The sequence below is a fragment of the Hymenobacter sp. genome, from assembly GCF_036387835.1.
In the GTDB taxonomy this organism is placed as follows: Bacteria; Bacteroidota; Bacteroidia; order Cytophagales; family Hymenobacteraceae; genus Hymenobacter.
In genome coordinates this window covers 84,059-101,636 of the sequence record NZ_DASVSY010000019.1, presented here as the reverse complement: position 1 = coordinate 101,636, position 17,578 = coordinate 84,059, and the positions used below count along the sequence as shown (strand labels likewise).

Sequence of the window (17,578 nt, the reverse complement as noted above, 5' to 3'; positions counted from 1 at the left end):
CCTATAAAAGCAACAAGCCCTTGATGCGTGCATCAAGGGCTTGTTGCTTTTATAGGCTGGTCTTGTGGTTTTCTCTTCTAACACAAGACCTGAGGCCGTTTTCGGTTGGCCCCTCCTCCTCTCCCCGATAAAAAGGGCCAGGAGTGAGGTCAACCACCAGAACGACAACCACTTAGAGTGCCGCTTTATTCTTCTTTTCCTGCCGTGCCAGCAGCCACCGGAACACGGGCCTTAAACCGAAATTCAGCAGGAGCCCTACCGGTACAGCGGCTACGGCCCAGATCAGGAGGGCTCCAAGGCTGGCCTGCCACAGCAAATGCACGGCGTCGCGCCAGTTGTGGGTGATTAAGTGCTTTAGCTGCTCTAAACCCAAATCAGGACCTATGTTGTCGCCTAGAAGCTGAGCGCCCAAGCGCATCAGCGGGATGATGAGCAGTAGCTGCACAGGGCTGAGCAAGTGGCTGACCAGCAGCAGGGCGGCTACGTTTAGGCGCAGGCGTACGGCGGCGGCAGTGCTCATCAGAGTAGTGATGCCCATCACGGGCACCAGCCCGAAAACTATGCCTAACGCGAAGGTAAGAGCCAGTTGCTTGGGCGTAAGACCTTGCTTGAGAATGTTGAGCACAGGCTCAACCACGCGCCGACGCCACCAGCTAGGCGGGGCGGGCGGTCGTGGAGGTGGCGAAACGGGCGGCGGAAAAGAAGACACAGGCGAGCAGAAAACCAAGATGCAGAGGATACAGGGCAAGGGCGTTATCTTCGCAGCTTGCGCCGCCGGCCATTGCGCCGCAACTAGTACGCAAGGCTAATGACAAAAGTACACGGGCCGCACCCAACCCGCCGCCAGAATATTACGACCACCCTCATTTTGCTCCGGCGCGCTGCCCGCGAGCTGGTTGCCAACGACCCGTTGCGTTTGGGCGCCTCCACGGCCTTTTTCACCACGTTTGCCCTCCCGCCCATTATCCTTATCCTGGTGCAGGTGCTGGGGTCGGTGTACTCCACGTCGGCGGTGCGGGCCATGCTGCTTTCCAAGCTCTCCAATTTGCTCGGCTCATCGGCCTCCGAATTCGTCGACCAGATTTTACAGAACGTAACCAATGTGGAGCGCAGCCGCCTCGTAACCTGGCTCGGCTTTATATTTTTGATTTTTATTGCTACCACGCTTTTCGTCGTAATCCAGCACTCGCTCAACCAGCTCTGGCAGATTCGGCCGCGGCGCGGGGGCGGCCGCTTCGATAAGGCCTTGCACGAGCGGGCCCGCTCCTTGGGAGCGCTTGTGGCTACCGGAATACTCTCGCTGCTCACTTTCCTGACCGACGCCGTCATTGCCTTCGTCACCGACTACATCCGTGACTTCGATACCAATGTGGGTTACTACCTGTTTATCGGCATCAGTCAGCTTACCTCCCTACTGATTCTGGCGGCTTGGTTTGGCGTTACGTTCCGCAACCTGAGCAGCGCCAAGGTGCCCTGGCGGGCCGTAATCCGCGGCGCAGCCCTCACCGCCATCCTCATCGACCTCGGCGAATTCGTATTGGGCAGGCTGTTGGTACAAAGCAATTTAGGCCCTATCTACGGCGCCGCTTCCAGCATCGTGCTGGTGCTGCTGTTCGTGTTCTACTCGGCCATGATCTTCTACTTCGGCGCCTGCTTCACCAAAGTATATGCCCATTACGCCGGCATTGATATCAAGCCCAAGAAGTCAGCCGTGCGCTACCGGCTGGTTGATATAGAAGAGTAAATGAGTGATTAAGTGAATGAGTGAAGTAGCCTACGGCGCGGCTCCTTGCTGACGTAGACTACTTCACTCATTCACTCCAGGCCTTACAGGCCTCCATGCAGGCTTTGCAGGCGGCGGCGCATTGTTGGCAGTGGGTATCGTTGTGCTTGGCGCACTCGTTGTGGCAGAGCTGGCACAGCTCTATGCACTCGCGCATGATGTGCTTGGCGTGCACCGAACCGCGGGCCACAAAGCGGGCCGTTAGGGCGCAGATATCGGCGCAGTCCCGGTCGAGCAGCACGCAGCCGACCATGTGTTTGACGTGCTCTTCGTGCAAACAGGCGGTAGCACAGAACTCGCAGGCGGCTACGCAGCGGTTCAAAGCGTCGAGAATAGTTTGATTGTCGATTAGCGAAGCAGTGGACTGTGCCATGGGACGGGGTGGTTTAGAGGAAACGAAGAAGCTAAACCGTTGTACGCAGGCGGCGCGGCGCTGGCCGTGTGGGATTTCATTGAAAAAGGCACGATTTCCGCGTGGTTGTGGTTACATTCAGCTTTCAACTCCTACTCTACCGTCGTATTTTTACCGGATGTTATTTGCTGCTGAACCCCTCGCTCCCACGCTCGATTCTGCTCGTCGCGTCCTCAAGAAATACTATGGCTATGACAGCTTCCGGCCCATGCAGGAAGACATCATCCAAAGCATTTTGAGTGGGCGCGACACTGTTGTGCTCATGCCCACGGGCGGCGGCAAATCGGTGTGCTTTCAAATACCAGCGGTAGTCAGCGAGGGAGTTTGCGTGGTGGTTTCGCCGCTGATTGCCTTGATGAAGGATCAGGTCGAAGCGTTGAAAGCCAACGGTATATCGGCTGCTTACATCAACAGCAGCATCGGGCAGAGCGAGCAAAACGCCATCTGTTCGGACTGCGCCAACGGCTACCTTAAGCTGCTCTATGTATCGCCCGAGAAGCTGTTGTCGCCGGGCTTTCTGCAGTTTCTGCAGCGGCTGCGCGTGAGCATGTTTGCCATTGATGAGGCGCACTGCATTTCGTCGTGGGGCCACGATTTCCGGCCCGAATACACGCAGCTGCGGGTACTGCGCGACCAGTTCCCGAACACGGCCATCATTGCCCTCACCGCCACTGCCGACCGCCTCACCCAACGCGACATTCAGAAGCAGCTGCGCCTGCACGAGCCGCAGGTGTTCCTCTCCAGTTTCGATAGGCCCAACCTCAACCTCATCGTACGCCCCGGTCAGGATCGTGTCGGCGGCATCCTCGATTTCATCGAACGCCACCCGGGCGAGTCGGGAATCGTATATTGCCTCTCGCGCAAGCAGTGCGAAACGCTGGCTCAGAAGCTACAAGCGAAAAAAATCAAAGCGGGCTTTTACCACGCCGGCATGACGCCCAACCAGCGGGGCTCCGTGCAGGAAGGCTTCCTGAAAGACGACTTGCAGGTGATTGTGGCCACCATCGCCTTCGGCATGGGCATCGACAAGAGCAACGTGCGGTGGGTGATGCACTACAACCTACCCAAAAATATTGAGGGCTATTACCAGGAAATTGGGCGCGGCGGCCGCGACGGCGCGCCGGCTACGGCGGTGCTATTCTACAGCTTCGCCGACGTGTTGCAGCTGCGTGAAATGCTCACCAAAGAGAATCCGCAGCTCACCCAGCTCAACCTTACCAAGCTCGAGCGCATGCAGCAGTTTGCGGAAGCCGCCAGCTGCCGCCGTAAGATTCTGCTGCACTATTTCGGCGAAACCCTGGCCAAGGACTGCGGCAACTGCGACATCTGCCGCAACCCGCCCACCACCTTCGACGGCTCCCTGATTGCCCAAAAAGCCCTTTCGGCGGTGGTGCGCATGCGCGAAAAAGCGGGCATTGGCCTGCTTATCGACGTGCTGCGCGGCATGCGCAACCAGGCGGTGCTGAGCGGCGGCTACGACCAAATTAAAACCTACGGCGCCGGCGCCGACCTCCCCTACCTCGACTGGTACAGCTACATTCATCAGATGCTGAACGACGGCCTGCTCTACATCGCCTACGAGGAAGGCTACGCGCTGAAGATCACCAATCTAGGCCGCGAAGTACTGCAAGGTCAGCGGCCCCTGGCCCTCAAGAAGTTTCAGCCCGCCGAGAAAGCCGAGAAGCCCAAACGCGGCCGCAAAGCGGCCACCGAAACCACTGCACCCGCCTCTCGCGAAGTACAGCTCTTCGAAGCTCTGCGCACCCTGCGCAAGCGCATCGCCGACGAGCAGAACGTACCGCCCTACGTCATCTTCACCGATGCCACGCTGCAGGAAATGGCGGCCGAGCGGCCGGTTTCGCGCGTGGCCATGCTTGGCGTTTCGGGCGTGGGTATGAAGAAATTCGAGAACTACGGCGAAGTCTTCATTAAAGAAATTCTGGCCCACGGCGGCAACCCTGCTGAACTAGATGAGGATGACGAGATACTTAGCAGCCTCGATCCTGATGACCCAGGCGCACCCCGCGCCCCGCGCAAACGCGAAGCCAACACGGCTACCGGCAGCACCATGGACACCACGTTCCAGCTCCACCGCATGGGCCTGAGCGTAGACGCCATTGCCGAGCGCCGGGGCCTAGCCGTTTCCACGGTGCAAACGCATCTCACCAACGCCTACGCCAACGGCGGCGACCTGCGCATCACCGACTTCCTGACATCCAACGAGTTAGCCGAAATCCAGACGGCGCAGGCGCAACTCGGCGGCAGCCCCATGCTCCGCGACCTATTCGACCACCTGCGCGAGAAGTACGACTATTTCAAGCTGCGCCTGGCGTTGATGTACTTCAAAAAGCTCCGCGGAGAGTAGCCCTGTACTGGCTGAGCCAAGCACAGTTACGGCCCAATCTACCCCGACAGATAGTTTATAGCCTTCCAAAAAAAATTAGCAAAAATTTTCAGCTAATTGAATTAGTATTCTCGTATCAGGGTTCGTACTTTCACGAGCCGGTAACTATCTACCGTTGAAGCCTTTTTCCGGCTCCCCTGCACCATGATTAACACTAATCTTAAATTCTGGCGGCGTGAACTGGCCCTTACACAGGCTCAGATGGCCGAAAAGCTTGGCATTAAACGCTCCTTGGTGGGCGCCTATGAAGAAGGCCGCGCTGAGCCTAAGTTGACTACTCTCGTTAACATGGCCCGCCTCTTCGGCATTACCCTCGATGCTCTGGTAACCACTGACTTTAGCAAAAAGAAGAACGCCAAAGCGGCGCTGCTTCAGCTTCAGCCCGTTACTACCGAGCCCACCCGGCCCGGCGGTGGTAGTGGTCTGCGCATTCTGGCATTGACGGTAGATAAAGAGCAAAACGAGAACATCGAGCTGGTGCCTCAGAAAGCAGCGGCTGGTTACCTCAATGGCTACGCCGACCCCGAGTATTTAGAGGAACTGCCCAAGTTCCGCCTCCCCATGCTCGGTTCCGGGGGCACCTACCGCGCCTTCGAAATCAGCGGCGACTCCATGCTGCCCATTGCCAGTGGCACCGTTATCGTGGGCCGCTACGTGGACGACTGGATGACGCTTAAAGATGGTACGCCCTGCATCGTGGTTAGCTCCAAGGAAGGCATCGTGTTCAAGCGCGTCTTCAACCGCCTCAAGGAAGGCGCTATGCTGGCCCTGCACTCCGACAACCCGCTGTACTCGCCCTACGAAATCGATGTGGAGGATGTAGTGGAAATTTGGGAAGCTAAAGCATACATCAGCAGCACCTTCCCCATTGCCGACCTCTCGCTGAACCGCCTGGCCAGCATCGTGCTGGACCTGCAGCAGCAGGTTTCTACCATGCGAAAGGCCTAAGTGTTGTAGCCTACATTTCGGCTTGTGCCGTCTCGTATAAGCCTTACGAAAGCCCACCGAGCCTAGTGTTCGGTGGGCTTTTCGTTGCTATTCGGAAAGAACAAGGCCGCTTTCAGGGAAGCTGTTCAGGCTTCCGTATTGCCAATGGCCGGAGTTAGCTAACCGTAAGTAAGCGGGTAGCCTAACTAAAGCTCATGCCCTCCGATCAACTTCTACCGGCCGGGCTGCGTAAGCCAAGCACACAACCTACCTCCTCCCGCTATGATCAAGCTCGTTCCTGCTACCGACCGTCACCATGCTGCTCCCGTAGCGTGGCTTAATAGTTTCTTCCTTTTCAGCTTCGCCGACTACCACGACCCACAAAACGTGCAGTTTGGCCCCTTGCGCGTCTTCAACGACGATACGGTGCAGGCTCAATCCGGCTTCCCACAGCACCCGCACTCGGAAATGGAAATCGTGACGCTGGTGCTGGAAGGGGAACTGTACCACGAGGATACACTAGGCAATAAAGCCACCATCAAGAAAGGTGATGTGCAACGTATGACGGCTGGTACCGGTCTGGCCCACTCCGAGGAGAACCGCACCGACAAGGTATTGCACCTCTATCAGCTCTGGTTTATATCCAACCAAAAAAGTCTTGCGCCTAGCTACGAACAGAAAGACGTAAACTTTCTCGATACCAAGAATGAATTGGTCCCGCTGGTATCAGGCCAGAAAGTGCTGGAGGACGTGGTGTACATGAACTCCAACACCTCTATCTACTGGTGCAATTTGCGCGAGGACAAGACGGTTATTTTCAAAACCTTCCCCATCCGCAACACCTTCATTTACGTGAAAGAAGGTTCGCTCTTCATCAATGGCATCGACATTGGGCCCAACGACCAAGTGCGCTCCACCGACGAACACGTGCTGGAAATTCGGGCTTCCAAGGATGCGCAGTTTATTTTAATTGACTTACCAGCTGACGAAGCCAACTACTAGGTTTACCTCCTTACTTCGACCAGCGAAATTCTTTTCTGCGGCAGACGCTCTTGGTCAGATAACCGCTGATTTCTTGCTTTCAGGCGCTCAATCCCTTCTTTTTCTTTGATATGAGCGTGATTTTCCCTTCCAGCCTAATTCCCGACAATGAGGCGGCGCGACTGCGTACGCTGCATCTGTATCAGATTGTCAATACCACACCCGAGTTGATTTTCGATGACTACGTGGCGTGGGCAGCGCAGCTCTTCAACACTCCCATTGCCTTGATTTCGTTGGTTGACGAAAACCATGTGTACTTCAAGGCCGTGACCGGGGTTGAGGGCGTGACTGAGCTGCCCCGCACTGAAAGCATGTGCTCGGCCGCCATCCTGCCCGACGTGCCGGTGGTTCAGTCGGACTACCGGGCCGAAAGCTGTGAGCTGATCAAGCCCAACGTGGCGCAGGCATTTGGGTTGAATTTCTACGCCGGTGCTGCCTTGAGTATGCCTGATGGCTCGCGCATTGGCATGATGGCCGTAATTGGGCGGGAAGCGCGGGGCCTCTCCACCAACGAATCGGCCGTGCTCAAGCGCCTGGCCGATTTAGTGAGCGAAACCATTGAGCTACGGTTCAACTACCTCCGCACCCTACAGCAGCAGGCCTGGCAAACCGCGCAAACCGAACTAGCCGAAACCCTCGACGATAATACTGCCCTGGCCCGCTACCTCACCAACCGTAACCACGGCCTTGACCTTGACGACGACGAAACGCAGGACCTCATCCTACGCCGCCTCAATGGGGTAGACAAGGTTTTGAAGCGCTGCATGAAAGAGGCGTTGGCGGCGTAGTTCCGGTAAATCATATGCGCTAAAACAAACAAGCCAGGCCCTGCGGTCTGGCTTATTTGCTTTAGGAAGTAACTGTGACTCCTCCCTCAACTTATCCATTCAGTGCGCCCCGCTTCTACTTGGCAGAACCTTGCACCGGCGGCTTAAACACGTAGCGGAATGCTTTCTGAGCGGCTGGGTGGTAAATTGTCGAGTGTGTTTCGTCAGGCATCGGCTCGAAATGCCAGCTGATAGCAGGCTTTGTAGTTGCTTGCAGTATCTCGGCGAATTGGCGGCCGTCGGTGGCAATTCTAGGCTCACTGCTTGTTGCTATGTACAGCGTTTTCGCTTTACCAGTATAGCTCTGTAAGAAGCTGCTGGCTTGTTTTACTAACTGCTTATTGTTCCACCACAGGCTCGGGTCGAAGGCCAAGTAGGTATCGAACAGGTCGGGCTCTTGCATTAATGTCTCGACTACAAACAAGCCTGCTAGCGACTCACCTACAATGGCGGTTTCGGTTGTAGTGCGGTAGCGCTGCCGAATCTGAGGCATCAGTTCCTGACGAATAAACCGGCGAAACGCGGCCGAGCCGCCTGCACGTAGCGCAATCTTTTTGTCTTCCTCATTGGTTGTGGGGCCTGTCAGGTCGCGTCGCCGTTCGGTGTTCTCAATGCCGACTAATATGAATGGGCGCATGGTGCCATTGCCTACCAGCACCTGCACGAGCCCTGCTACGTGCAAGAAGTCTTCCGCCACGCCGCCATCAGGCATATACAGCGCGGGGAGCTGCACTGTGGTAGACTCAATGTAAGCTGGCGGATAATACACGTTGATCCGCCTGGTTTCGCCCAATATCTTGGACTCAAGCGTGAAGGTGTTGCCGATGGCAATGGCGGCATCTTTACTCTGAGCCTGCACAAGCCCCACCGGGGCACCGACCACTAAAAACAGAAGAACGAGCACCTGCTTAAGCGAATTATACTTGATGCTCATTCTTCTGTTTTCAAGTTTGTGATGAAGCCGATTTCTCCGCTCAACGCTAAGCTCTAACCAATTCCTCCCTTGTCATTCCGACAAAGGACGAATCTGATTAAAGTTATTCAACGATTTCGTTCAGATTCTGCCCACCCCCTAATGCGCAGAATGTCGGATTGACAAGTGCTTGGTTTGGCTAGGCCTTTAACTACATGGTGTATTTGCGGCCTTTGTTCTGCTGCTTCAGGTAGGCCATCAGGGGCTGGAAATACTCCACCATGGCGCGGGCGGAGAGGTCTTCGCCGGTTTTCTCTTTGAGCACCGCTTGCCAGTCTTTGCTGGCGCCGGGGCGCATGATGTCGGCCAGGAAGGCGCCTACTTCCTTGCTGCCGTAGTAGTTGGTGGCGTGCGGGTCCTGCTTGAGGATCTTCTTGGCAATGTGGTCGTGAAGCTGGAACAGAATCACGTACGACAGGGCGTAGTCGTAGTACTGCGCGGGGTCGTCGTTGATGTGGGTTTTGGTGGCGGGGTCGAGGTACTGCTCGCCGCGCGTGGTAGGTGGCACGATGCCCTGGTACTTCTTGGCTAGCTCCCACCACTTGGCATTGAGCTGGTCGGCAGGCAGTTTTTCGGCGTAGAAGCTGTTTTCCCACTCACTCATCACGCCCGAGGCAAAGGGAATGAAGGCGGCGTAGTTGAGCGCTTCTTTGAGCAGGGTTTGGGTTTGGTCGGTTTGAGTTTTGGCATCGACCAAGTCGAGGCCAGCTAAAAATGGCTTTTGGGTAGCGGCCAAACCCATGAGGCTACCCATAGCTTCGTGGTAGGCGCGGTTGGCACCGCCGCGCAGCAGCACGGGCACGTCGGGGTTGGTGTAGGTGAGGTAGTAGTAGATGTGGCCTAGCTCGTGGTGGGTGGTTTCGTACCACTCGGTGTTGCCTTCCACGCTCATCAAACTACGCACGTCCTGGTCGAGGTTCATGTGCCAGGCCGAGGCGTGGTTGTTCTTTTTGTAAGTAGCGCCCTTGGGCAGCGGATAGAGGCTGCTTTTCTCGTAGAAGCTAGGCGGCAGCGCCGGGAAGCCGAGGCTCTGGTAAAACCGCTCGGCTTGCTGTACCTGCCACTCCGCGCCTTTATTGGCCAGTACGGGGTCGAGGTTGAGGCCTTTTACTTCCACCATGGCGCTCCAGTCTTGGCCCCAACGGTTGGGCAGCCAGTGCGCGGGCAGGTAGTCGGGCACCTGCTTCTGGCCATATTTCTTGGCTAGCTCGTAGCGGGCGTAGGTGTGTAGTTCGCGGTAGAGCGGGCGCAGCTCGTCGTTGATTTTGCGGACCAGCGCCATCATTTCCTCCCGGCTCAAGCCGTAGTCGGAGGCTTGATAGGTGAAGTAGTCGGGGTAGCCGAGGGCCTGCACGGTTTGGTTGCGCAGGTCGCGCAGGTTAAGCAAGCCTTCTTTGAGCGTGGGGCCAATGGCCTTGCTGGCTTCCCATACCTGCTGGCGCTTGGCGGCGTTTTTTTCCTTGCGTAGCAGCTCGTCGAGGTCGTTGGTGGTAACGGACTTGCCTTGGTATTTGTAGTCGAAGCCGTAGAGCTTTTCAGTTTGAGCGGCCTCGGCGGCAATGCGGCGCTTCACCACGGCGGCCACCGTTTGGGGGTTGTTGGCGGCGTTGTAAAGGGCGGTTTGCAGCTGCTTGATTTGCAGCTCCGTGAGGTCGGCTTTGTGTTCCAGCAGCCCTTTGATGGTCAGGATGTTCTCGGAGCTACCCGTAAAGGCGGCCATCCGGCCGTTGGCGCGGGCCGTGGCCCCGGAATTGCTGGTGTCGCCGGCCACAATGTGCGTGTTGGAGCGCCACTCTGCCTCACTCGACTGCGTGTAGAGTTGCTGGTATTCGTTGGAGTAATTGATCAGAAATTCCTCGGCCTGCGCCCGGTAGTCGGGTGGCGCGGGCGGCGTGGAAGCGGTGGTTTCGGGCTTGCCGGGCGTGGTAGTAGCCGGCGTTTTGGCCGTGGGCGCGCAGGCGGCTAGCGTAGCGGCCAGCCCCAAGGTAGCCAAGTAAGTGTGGCGCATATTGAGCTAGTTAAGTAAGGCGTTGAAGACCGACATACAAGTCGAATTTATCGTCGGCGGTCAATACCGGAATGTCTTCTACCAATGCCTGAGCAACAATAAGCCGGTCGAATGGGTCACGGTGATTCAAGTCCGGATAAGGCAGCGAGGCCACCTGAAGAAAATGCTGCGGGCGCAATGGCAGCGTTTCGATTCCCCGCCGGGTAGCAGCAGCCATACTAGTCGGCAAATCAATGGTCAGCTTACCTGAGCTGATTTTAATAGCCATTTCCCACCAACTTGCGGCGCTAATCAGCAACTCATAGTCTGCATTCAGCAGCAAGAGCCGGGCACTCTCCGAAAGCTGAGGATGGTTGGTTTGGTACCAGATCAGGATCTGCGTGTCCAGCAACAGACGTGGCATTAGTATTCTGCGAAATCAGCTAATGGCGCGTTGAAATCGTCCGCCATCCATACGTTGCCTTGTAGCTCTCCCAAGCCTGCTTGTCGATTCGCTTGGATTTCAGCCCTCGACAAGCTTGCTGCGCTTATCCGAACCTGCTGTTGCTGCTGTAAGCCAGCAACATATACAGCCACCATATCCTGCAATGGCGGCGGCAACTCATCAATTGCTTTGTGCAGAGCTGATGTATTCATGACGGCAAAGTAACGGTTTTCACCCTATTCCGGGTTCACCTACGCCGCCTGCTGCTGCAACAAGTGGCAATCCTTGTACTTCTTGCCGCTGCCACACGGGCAAGGGTCGTTGCGGCCGAATTTACGACGGCTCCGTAGGGTCTTCAGCCACTCACGGGGGTCGACAGCGAAGCGCTGGAAACGTTTCTTCGGGTTCTGACGGAAAGCGCGCAATAGCAATTCGTATAGTTCGGGGTGATGCTCCTGCAGCTTCTCGGGCTTCTCGAAGAAATACTCGGTCACGACGGCGAAGAACTCGGCTTCGTTGGTGGCGGCGTAGTCGTTGATTTCCGAGTTACCGGCCCGGATGGCTTGGATTTCGCGCGCCATTACCTCGGCCCACGGTGCGTGTAGGTCCGGCGGCAACGTGGCGGAAGGCACCCCGTCGATGGTGCCATCGGCGGCGTCAAGCAGGTGCGCAAACTCGTGAATGCCGACGTTCTGCTTGTCTAGCGCATCGCGGAAACCTTGTTCCAACGAGGCTTTGGAGAGGTGCATGTAGCGCGAAGTCTGGAAGTTGCGGACGCTGCCCAACAGCGTGCCGGCCAGCGGCGCCGTTTCTTTGTTGGGGTCCTGCTGCTCTTTCCAGGCATCGGGCACTACCAGCACCTCACTCAGATTGCCGTACTCCCAATCAGGAAAACCAAACACGGGAATAACGGCAGAAGCGGCCACCAGTACGCGCGTTACATCATCTATCTCGGTCTGCACGCCCGTGATAAGCGTCTGCGCCAGAAAAACCTGAATCTTCTTTTCGAAGCGCTCCTTATCGTTGACAGTCAACGACAAGTAAAACGCCACCCGTTCGTTCAGGATCTGGCGCCAGGCAGCGGGAAAGTCTTCAGCTAGCGCAGCCGCTTTTTTGCGCGATTCGCGGGTAACATAGCGGTAGAATAGAAAGACAACAACCGCGACGAAAGCGGCAAAAAACCAGTATTGCATGGCTCCTAAACGGCTAATTGCCCGTTTGGTTGAAGTAGCGCGGAAATCTGTTCCGCGACAAGCACAGCGAGTTCCTACGCGTAAGCACTTATGGCGCAGTACCGGATACTCGCGTTGCTCGTCGCGGAACAGATTTCCTGTGGCTTCCGCGTTACTTCAACAAATGCAAGCAAAGCAAGAGCTTCGCGTTACAGTTCTTGTAAGTGCTCGACCAGCCGCTCCCGCAGCAGGTCTTGGAGCACGGCATCGAGGAACTGGAATTTGTCGGGAATGCGCAGGTTGATGACGGGTTTGCCCGCCAGCTCTTCCTTGAATTTAACCTGCAGAATGTCGGCGTGCTTGCGCTCCATCACGAATATCACATCGGCCCACCCCACATGCCCGGCCGTTACGCGCACTCGGGCCCCCGGCTCGGTGCCGGCGGAGCGGGCAGCGTAGTACGGGTGGTCGTCGAAGAGTCGCTCGGCGGTGAGGCTGCGCCAGCGGTTTTGGCTGCAAACAAAGAGAAGTTGAGACGCGTCGGCGGGTACAGTTGGCAAGGATGTCGTGCTTATGTGCAGTCCAAAGCTACTAGCCAATCAGTCGTTTCTGTTCCTGCACAATGCCCATAATCTTTTGCAGTACTTCCAGGCTTATCAGTAGCAAAAGTTCTTTACTTGCTACTCATATCCCATCCGGTGCTGAACTGCTTTCAGCACCATGAAATCAACGCTCTTTTCAGCATGAAAACCCACCTTCAAACCACCCTGTTTTTACTGTTTGCCCTAGTATGCCGGCCGTGCTACAGCCAGCAGAAAATAGGCGTGTTCGAGGGCACTCAGGACGTGGGGACGGTCGTGAAAGTTGGTTCGGCCACTTACTTGCCTGCCACGCAGCAATATGTAATAGCGGGCGCGGGCGCCAATATCTGGTTGGACAAAGACGAGTTTCGGTATGTCTACAAGAAAATGAAAGGCGACTTTCTGCTTTACACCCGGGCCGAGTTCGTGGGGGCTAGCGGCGTAGATCCGCACCGCAAAATGGGCTGGATGGTGCGCCAGAGCCTGCAAGGCAATGCACCCCACGTCAGTGCCATCGAGCACGACGACGGGCTGACTTCTCTGCAATACCGCCGCACCGCCGGGGCCGCCACCGAAGAAACACGCGCTACCGGCACCCACGCCAACATCGTGCAGCTGGAACGGAAAGGCAAAACCTACACCATGCGCGTGGCGCAATTCGGGCAGCCTTTCGAAACGCAGCAAGTAACCGAAGTTGATTTAGGCGACGAAGTATATGTCGGCTTAGCAGTCTGCTCTCATAATGCCGACGTTCTGGAAACCAGCGTTTTCCGGGATGTGCGGGTGGTGGTGCCGGCGCACGAAGGGCTGGTGCAGTACCGCGAATACTTGGGCAGCAGCATCGAGCTGCTCGACATTGCCACCGGCACCCGCGAAGTTCGCTATACTTCCCCCAAATCGTTGCAGGCCCCCAACTGGATTCCGGACGGCAAAAGCCTGATTTACAACAGCGACGGGCTGATGTACAACTTCAACCTCGCCTCGAACCAGCCCACCGCTATTGCCACCGGCGACGTAAAAAATAACAACAACGACCACGTGCTGTCCTTCGACGGCACCAAGCTAGGCTTGAGTAGCGGGGTCGAAAAGCTCGGCGGCTCTATTGTGTACACGGTGCCCACCAGCGGCGGCAAGCCCAAGCAAATTACGCCCAAGGGTCCCTCCTACCTGCACGGCTGGTCGCCGGATGCCAAAAGCCTGTTGTTTACCGGGCAGCGCAACAATGAGTTTGACATCTACCGGGTCCCGGCCACCGGCGGCAAGGAAGTGCGTTTGACCAGCGCCACCGGCCTCGACGATGGCGCCGAATACTCGCCCGATGGCAAGTACATCTACTTCAACTCCAACCGCACGGGCACCATGCAAATCTGGCGGATGCGCGCCGATGGCAGTGAGCAACAAGCCGTTACCAATGGCGACTTCCAGGACTGGTTTCCGCACGTATCGCCCGACGGGAAGTGGATTGCGTTTGTCTCGTTTCTGAAAGACGAAGTACCGGCCAACGACCATCCGTTTTACAAGCACGTGTATCTGCGCCTGCTGCCCGTAGCCGGCGGCCAGCCCAAGGTTATTGCCTACGTGTACGGCGGCCAGGGCACCATGAACACGCCTTCCTGGTCGCCAGATAGCAAGCGTATCGCCTTTATCAGCAACAGCACCACCGTCGGCGAGTAAAGCCCGTTGCCATTCCGACATTCCGCGCCTTTTGAATAACACCTGAACCCTTTAAGGACGTCCTGCAGAGGCGTAGCCGAAGCATCTCGCTAGTGTAGTAAATTCCTTTTACAGCAACGATTCGAGCGAGATACTTCGGCTACGCCTCTGCAGGACGGTTAGTTTGGCAACCTCAGCACGCGCGATGCTTCAACTTCGGCTGCGCACCCTGGCTTGAGGCGCCACCTGCGGACGCCAGATCAAGCAGGACGTTCCTGTCGGTTTTGTATGCCGCGCTTACCCCAAGGTTTTGGCAACGCGCTCCAACAGGGCTTTGGTTTTCTTGATACCTTCTTCTTCGCCTAACGTCTCGCCTTCGTACTCGATGCCCACGTAGCCTTTGAAACCGGAGTTCTTGATAATCTGGAACATCTTGTTGTAGTCGGTTTCGACGCAATTGCCAGTAGCATCGAAATCGAAGGTTTTGGCGCTGACACCTTTCGACACTGGCATCCACTCTTGCACGGCTTTGTACTTATCGTACTCTTCGATGCACTTGCCCTGGTACAAGTCGCCGGTGTCGCGGCGGATGCAGAAGTTGCCGAAGTCCGGCAAGATGCCCACGTTGCTGCGATTCACTTTCTTGATGGTAGCCAGCAGCCACTCGCCGTTGGAGCTGTAGCTGCCGTGGTTTTCCACTATCACATTCAAGCCGGCTTTTTGCGCGTACTCGCCCAACTTATTGAGGCCAGCGGCGGCAGCTTGTTGCACGTCGGCGGCCGGGCCTTTGCCAAACGCATTTACGCGCACGGTTTGGCAGCCGAGGTAGTGGGCAGCGTCCACCCACTTGTAGTGGCTTTCAACGGCCTTCATTCTATCCTGTTCATTCAGGGAGCCTAGCTCGCCTTCGCCGTCAATCATAATCAAGTGATTCTTGACGCCGTTGTCGCGGCAGCGCAGCAGCAAGTCGCTCAGATACTTCTTGTCTTCGGCCTTGTCTTTGAAAAACTGGTTGACGTACTCCACCACGCTGATACCGTACTGCTTTTTGGCAATCACCGGAAAATCAAGATTGCTGATTTTGTTGGCAAACAACGACTTGTGGAGCGACCATTCGGCCAGCGAGATTTCAAAGAATGGTTTTGCCGCCGCGCTTTCGGCGAGTAAATACGGGGAGACACTGGCCGCAGCCGTGAAGGCCACCGCGTTTTTTAGGAAACTACGACGAGAAGTAAGCATGCGAGGAAAGTATAGGTGGGTGGGGATGAATCAACAACAGGATTTGCCTTCACGGACAAGCGCATGGAAACCAGAGTTGCAAGCACAAGCAAGCTAGATAAAAATTAGGTCGCTAGACAAGACCCTGTACCGACGCAGCTTAGGAAGCCGCTGGAATATCTTAGCCCGTACTATCGGCCCTGGTACCAGCTTGCAAAAGCATGGCAGGCTATTTTATGAAGTAATAGTGCAAATTTTATTGGACATTAACCGCCGCTATTGTCCAGCCTCTGGTTGCTGGCAGGCGTTCATCGGTTCCTTGCTCTTTCAATTTATGCCTTTACTCCTCGTCGTGGTGGCGGTTATTCTGCTGCTGATTCTCACCATCGGTTTCAAGCTCAACGCCTTCCTATCGTTGATTATCGTGGCTATCGGCCTAGGGCTGGCGGAAGGCATGCCGGCGAAACAGGTACTGACTTCCATTCAGAATGGCATGGGCGGCATTCTCGGGTCGGTGGTGATGATTATCGGCTTTGGAGCCATGCTCGGCAGTTTGCTTATTGAAAGCGGGGCACTTCAGCGCATCACCTACCAGCTCATCGAAACTTTTGGCATCAAGCACATTCAGTGGGCAGTTTTGCTGACGGGCTTCGTGGTTGGGTTGCCGATGTACTACATGGCGGGCTTTGTGTTGCTGGTGCCGCTGGTTTTCTCTATTGCGGCCTCCACCCGCCTGCCGCTGCTCTACGTGGGAATGCCCCTGGTGGCGGCACTTTCCGTGACGCACGGCTACCTGCCGCCTCACCCCGGCCCTACGGCTATTGCGGCGCTGTTTAAAGCCGATTTTTCCTTGACGCTGCTCTACGGCTTGGCCATTGCCGTGCCCGCCGTCATTATTGCCGGGCCCATCTTTTCCCGCTCGCTGAAGCGCTACAACCCTTCGGCGCCCACCACCATTGCCATGCCCAAGCATTTCACCGAAGAAGAAATGCCCGGCTTCGGCATCAGCTTGCTAACGGTCCTCACCCCTATCTTGCTCATGACGCTCGGGGCAATAGCGACGCTGGCCTTGCCGGCCACTTCCAAAACCCGGCAAGTAATAGAGTTCATTAGTGACCCTAGCCTGGCTTTGCTGATTTCGGTGCTAGTGGCTATGGTCACGCTTGGCCTCAATCGCGGTAAAAGCATAAAGCAGGTCATGGACTTGTTTTCGACTTCCATTGCCGGCATTGCCATGATACTGTTGATTATCGGCGGTGGCGGGGCGCTCAAGCAGATCATGGTAGACAGCGGCGTGAGCACCTACATCACCACGTTGTTTACCGATCTGCATTTGTCGCCGCTGTTTATGGGGTGGGCCATTGCTGCCATTCTGCGTATCTGCTTGGGCTCTTCCACGGTGGCTTCGCTCACGGCCGGCGGCATGGTACTGCCCCTGCTAGCTACCACCGCCGTGAAACCCGAACTGATGGTGCTAGCCGTCGGCGCCGGCAGCCTGGTATGCTCGCACGTCAATGACCCCGGTTTCTGGATCTTCAAAGAGTATTTCAACCTCACCATTCCCCAAACGCTGGCCACCTGGACGGTGATGGAAACCCTGGTCTCGCTTATCGGCCTGGTGGGAGTTTTCGCGCTGAACGCGGTTTTATAGCTCTTGGCAAGCAAGGCTGCTTAGAGGCTATCCGAATAGGCAAAGTGTTTGTCCTTCCGACGCAGGAGGAATCTGAGTCAAGCCGTTGTAAAGTCTTTAACTCAGATTCCTCCTGCGTCGGAATGACAGTACCTATTCGGATAGCCTCATAGTGCATTACCCCCAGGTTGGGGTAGCGCAACTGTAGCGCGAAGCCTGTGCTTCGCGTATCGTTGAACGTGAGCGTTGTTACCGTCATCCGTACCAGCTGTGCCACGAGCCGCAAAGCGCAGGGCGCTACAGCCTACGATGTCTTGGTTCATGATTAGATTACTACAGTTACCCGGTATTAGGCGCTGCTGTGTCGGCCCTCAATTAACTTCCGACGTGGCTAGTCTGAAAATCAACTCTTCGACAGGCGCCTTAGCAGCGTCAATCAACATTCCAAACAAAGGCTGCTAACTCACGCTTCGTTACTCCACAGTGGAGTTTGAGAAACGGCCAGCAACTCTTGAAGACGACAGG

At 56.2% G+C, this 17,578-nt stretch carries 16 protein-coding genes; 7 read left to right on the top strand and 9 right to left on the bottom strand.

Annotated features, from left to right (window positions below; all coding sequences use genetic code 11):
- Positions 1-172: 172 nt before the first annotated feature.
- Positions 173-709, bottom strand: a complete 537-nt coding sequence (locus VF639_RS04060) for a DUF2062 domain-containing protein (RefSeq protein WP_331144604.1) — start codon at positions 707-709, stop codon at positions 173-175.
- A gap of 99 nt (positions 710-808) precedes the next feature.
- Here VF639_RS04060 and VF639_RS04055 point away from each other — a divergent pair, with 99 nt between their 5' ends.
- Entirely contained in the window at positions 809-1,744 is a 936-nt protein-coding gene (locus VF639_RS04055; protein ID WP_331144603.1) for a YihY/virulence factor BrkB family protein, read from the top strand.
- Positions 1,745-1,811: 67 nt separating this feature from the next.
- On the opposite strand, the gene VF639_RS04050 is transcribed toward VF639_RS04055, so the two are convergent.
- Entirely contained in the window at positions 1,812-2,156 is a 345-nt protein-coding gene (locus VF639_RS04050; protein ID WP_331144602.1) for a four-helix bundle copper-binding protein, read from the bottom strand.
- Positions 2,157-2,313: 157 nt separating this feature from the next.
- Here VF639_RS04050 and recQ point away from each other — a divergent pair, with 157 nt between their 5' ends.
- The 4 genes from recQ to VF639_RS04030 all read left to right on the top strand — a co-directional run bounded on the left by recQ (position 2,314) and on the right by VF639_RS04030 (position 7,355).
- Positions 2,314-4,560 (top strand): DNA helicase RecQ, encoded by a 2,247-nt coding sequence (gene recQ, locus VF639_RS04045; protein ID WP_331144601.1) that lies wholly within the window; start codon positions 2,314-2,316, stop codon positions 4,558-4,560.
- Between the two features lie 183 nt (positions 4,561-4,743).
- On the top strand, positions 4,744-5,547 hold the full coding sequence (locus VF639_RS04040) for a LexA family transcriptional regulator (RefSeq protein ID WP_331144600.1): 804 nt from the start codon (positions 4,744-4,746) through the stop codon (positions 5,545-5,547).
- Positions 5,548-5,808: 261 nt separating this feature from the next.
- The gene (locus VF639_RS04035; protein WP_331144599.1) at positions 5,809-6,528 is read left to right on the top strand and encodes a pirin family protein; all 720 of its coding nucleotides are present in this window, start codon (positions 5,809-5,811) and stop codon (positions 6,526-6,528) included.
- 110 nt (positions 6,529-6,638) lie between these two features.
- The gene (locus tag VF639_RS04030; protein WP_331144598.1) at positions 6,639-7,355 is read left to right on the top strand and encodes a GAF domain-containing protein; all 717 of its coding nucleotides are present in this window, start codon (positions 6,639-6,641) and stop codon (positions 7,353-7,355) included.
- Between the two features lie 115 nt (positions 7,356-7,470).
- Here VF639_RS04030 and VF639_RS04025 read toward each other — a convergent pair whose 3' ends face one another.
- The 6 genes from VF639_RS04025 to VF639_RS04000 form a co-directional block, all read right to left on the bottom strand.
- Positions 7,471-8,328 carry an alpha/beta hydrolase gene (locus VF639_RS04025; protein WP_331144597.1) on the bottom strand — a complete coding sequence of 286 codons (858 nt, stop codon included), beginning with the start codon at positions 8,326-8,328 and terminating at the stop codon, positions 7,471-7,473.
- Positions 8,329-8,518: 190 nt separating this feature from the next.
- Entirely contained in the window at positions 8,519-10,375 is a 1,857-nt protein-coding gene (locus VF639_RS04020; RefSeq protein ID WP_331144596.1) for a M2 family metallopeptidase, read from the bottom strand.
- Between the two features lie 10 nt (positions 10,376-10,385).
- A complete protein-coding gene (locus VF639_RS04015; RefSeq protein ID WP_331144595.1) occupies positions 10,386-10,778 on the bottom strand; it encodes a type II toxin-antitoxin system VapC family toxin in 393 nt (130 codons plus the stop codon).
- Entirely contained in the window at positions 10,778-11,011 is a 234-nt protein-coding gene (locus VF639_RS04010; protein ID WP_331144594.1) for a DUF2281 domain-containing protein, read from the bottom strand. The genes VF639_RS04015 and VF639_RS04010 overlap by 1 nt, the downstream gene beginning before the upstream one ends.
- Positions 11,012-11,050: 39 nt before the next feature.
- Positions 11,051-11,992 carry a zinc-dependent peptidase gene (locus tag VF639_RS04005; protein WP_331144593.1) on the bottom strand — a complete coding sequence of 314 codons (942 nt, stop codon included), beginning with the start codon at positions 11,990-11,992 and terminating at the stop codon, positions 11,051-11,053.
- Between the two features lie 188 nt (positions 11,993-12,180).
- Complete coding sequence (locus VF639_RS04000) at positions 12,181-12,531, bottom strand: low molecular weight protein tyrosine phosphatase family protein (RefSeq protein WP_331144592.1); 351 nt, start codon at positions 12,529-12,531, stop codon at positions 12,181-12,183.
- Positions 12,532-12,714: 183 nt separating this feature from the next.
- On the opposite strand from VF639_RS04000, the gene VF639_RS03995 reads away from it, so the two are divergent.
- The gene (locus VF639_RS03995; protein ID WP_331144591.1) at positions 12,715-14,226 is read left to right on the top strand and encodes a TolB family protein; all 1,512 of its coding nucleotides are present in this window, start codon (positions 12,715-12,717) and stop codon (positions 14,224-14,226) included.
- Between the two features lie 276 nt (positions 14,227-14,502).
- Here VF639_RS03995 and VF639_RS03990 read toward each other — a convergent pair whose 3' ends face one another.
- On the bottom strand, positions 14,503-15,444 hold the full coding sequence (locus tag VF639_RS03990) for a sugar phosphate isomerase/epimerase family protein (protein WP_331144590.1): 942 nt from the start codon (positions 15,442-15,444) through the stop codon (positions 14,503-14,505).
- A gap of 313 nt (positions 15,445-15,757) precedes the next feature.
- Here VF639_RS03990 and VF639_RS03985 point away from each other — a divergent pair, with 313 nt between their 5' ends.
- Positions 15,758-17,074: a gluconate:H+ symporter gene (locus tag VF639_RS03985; RefSeq protein ID WP_331144589.1), complete on the top strand. Its 1,317-nt coding sequence runs from the start codon at positions 15,758-15,760 to the stop codon at positions 17,072-17,074.
- The last annotated feature ends 504 nt before the right edge of the window (positions 17,075-17,578 follow it).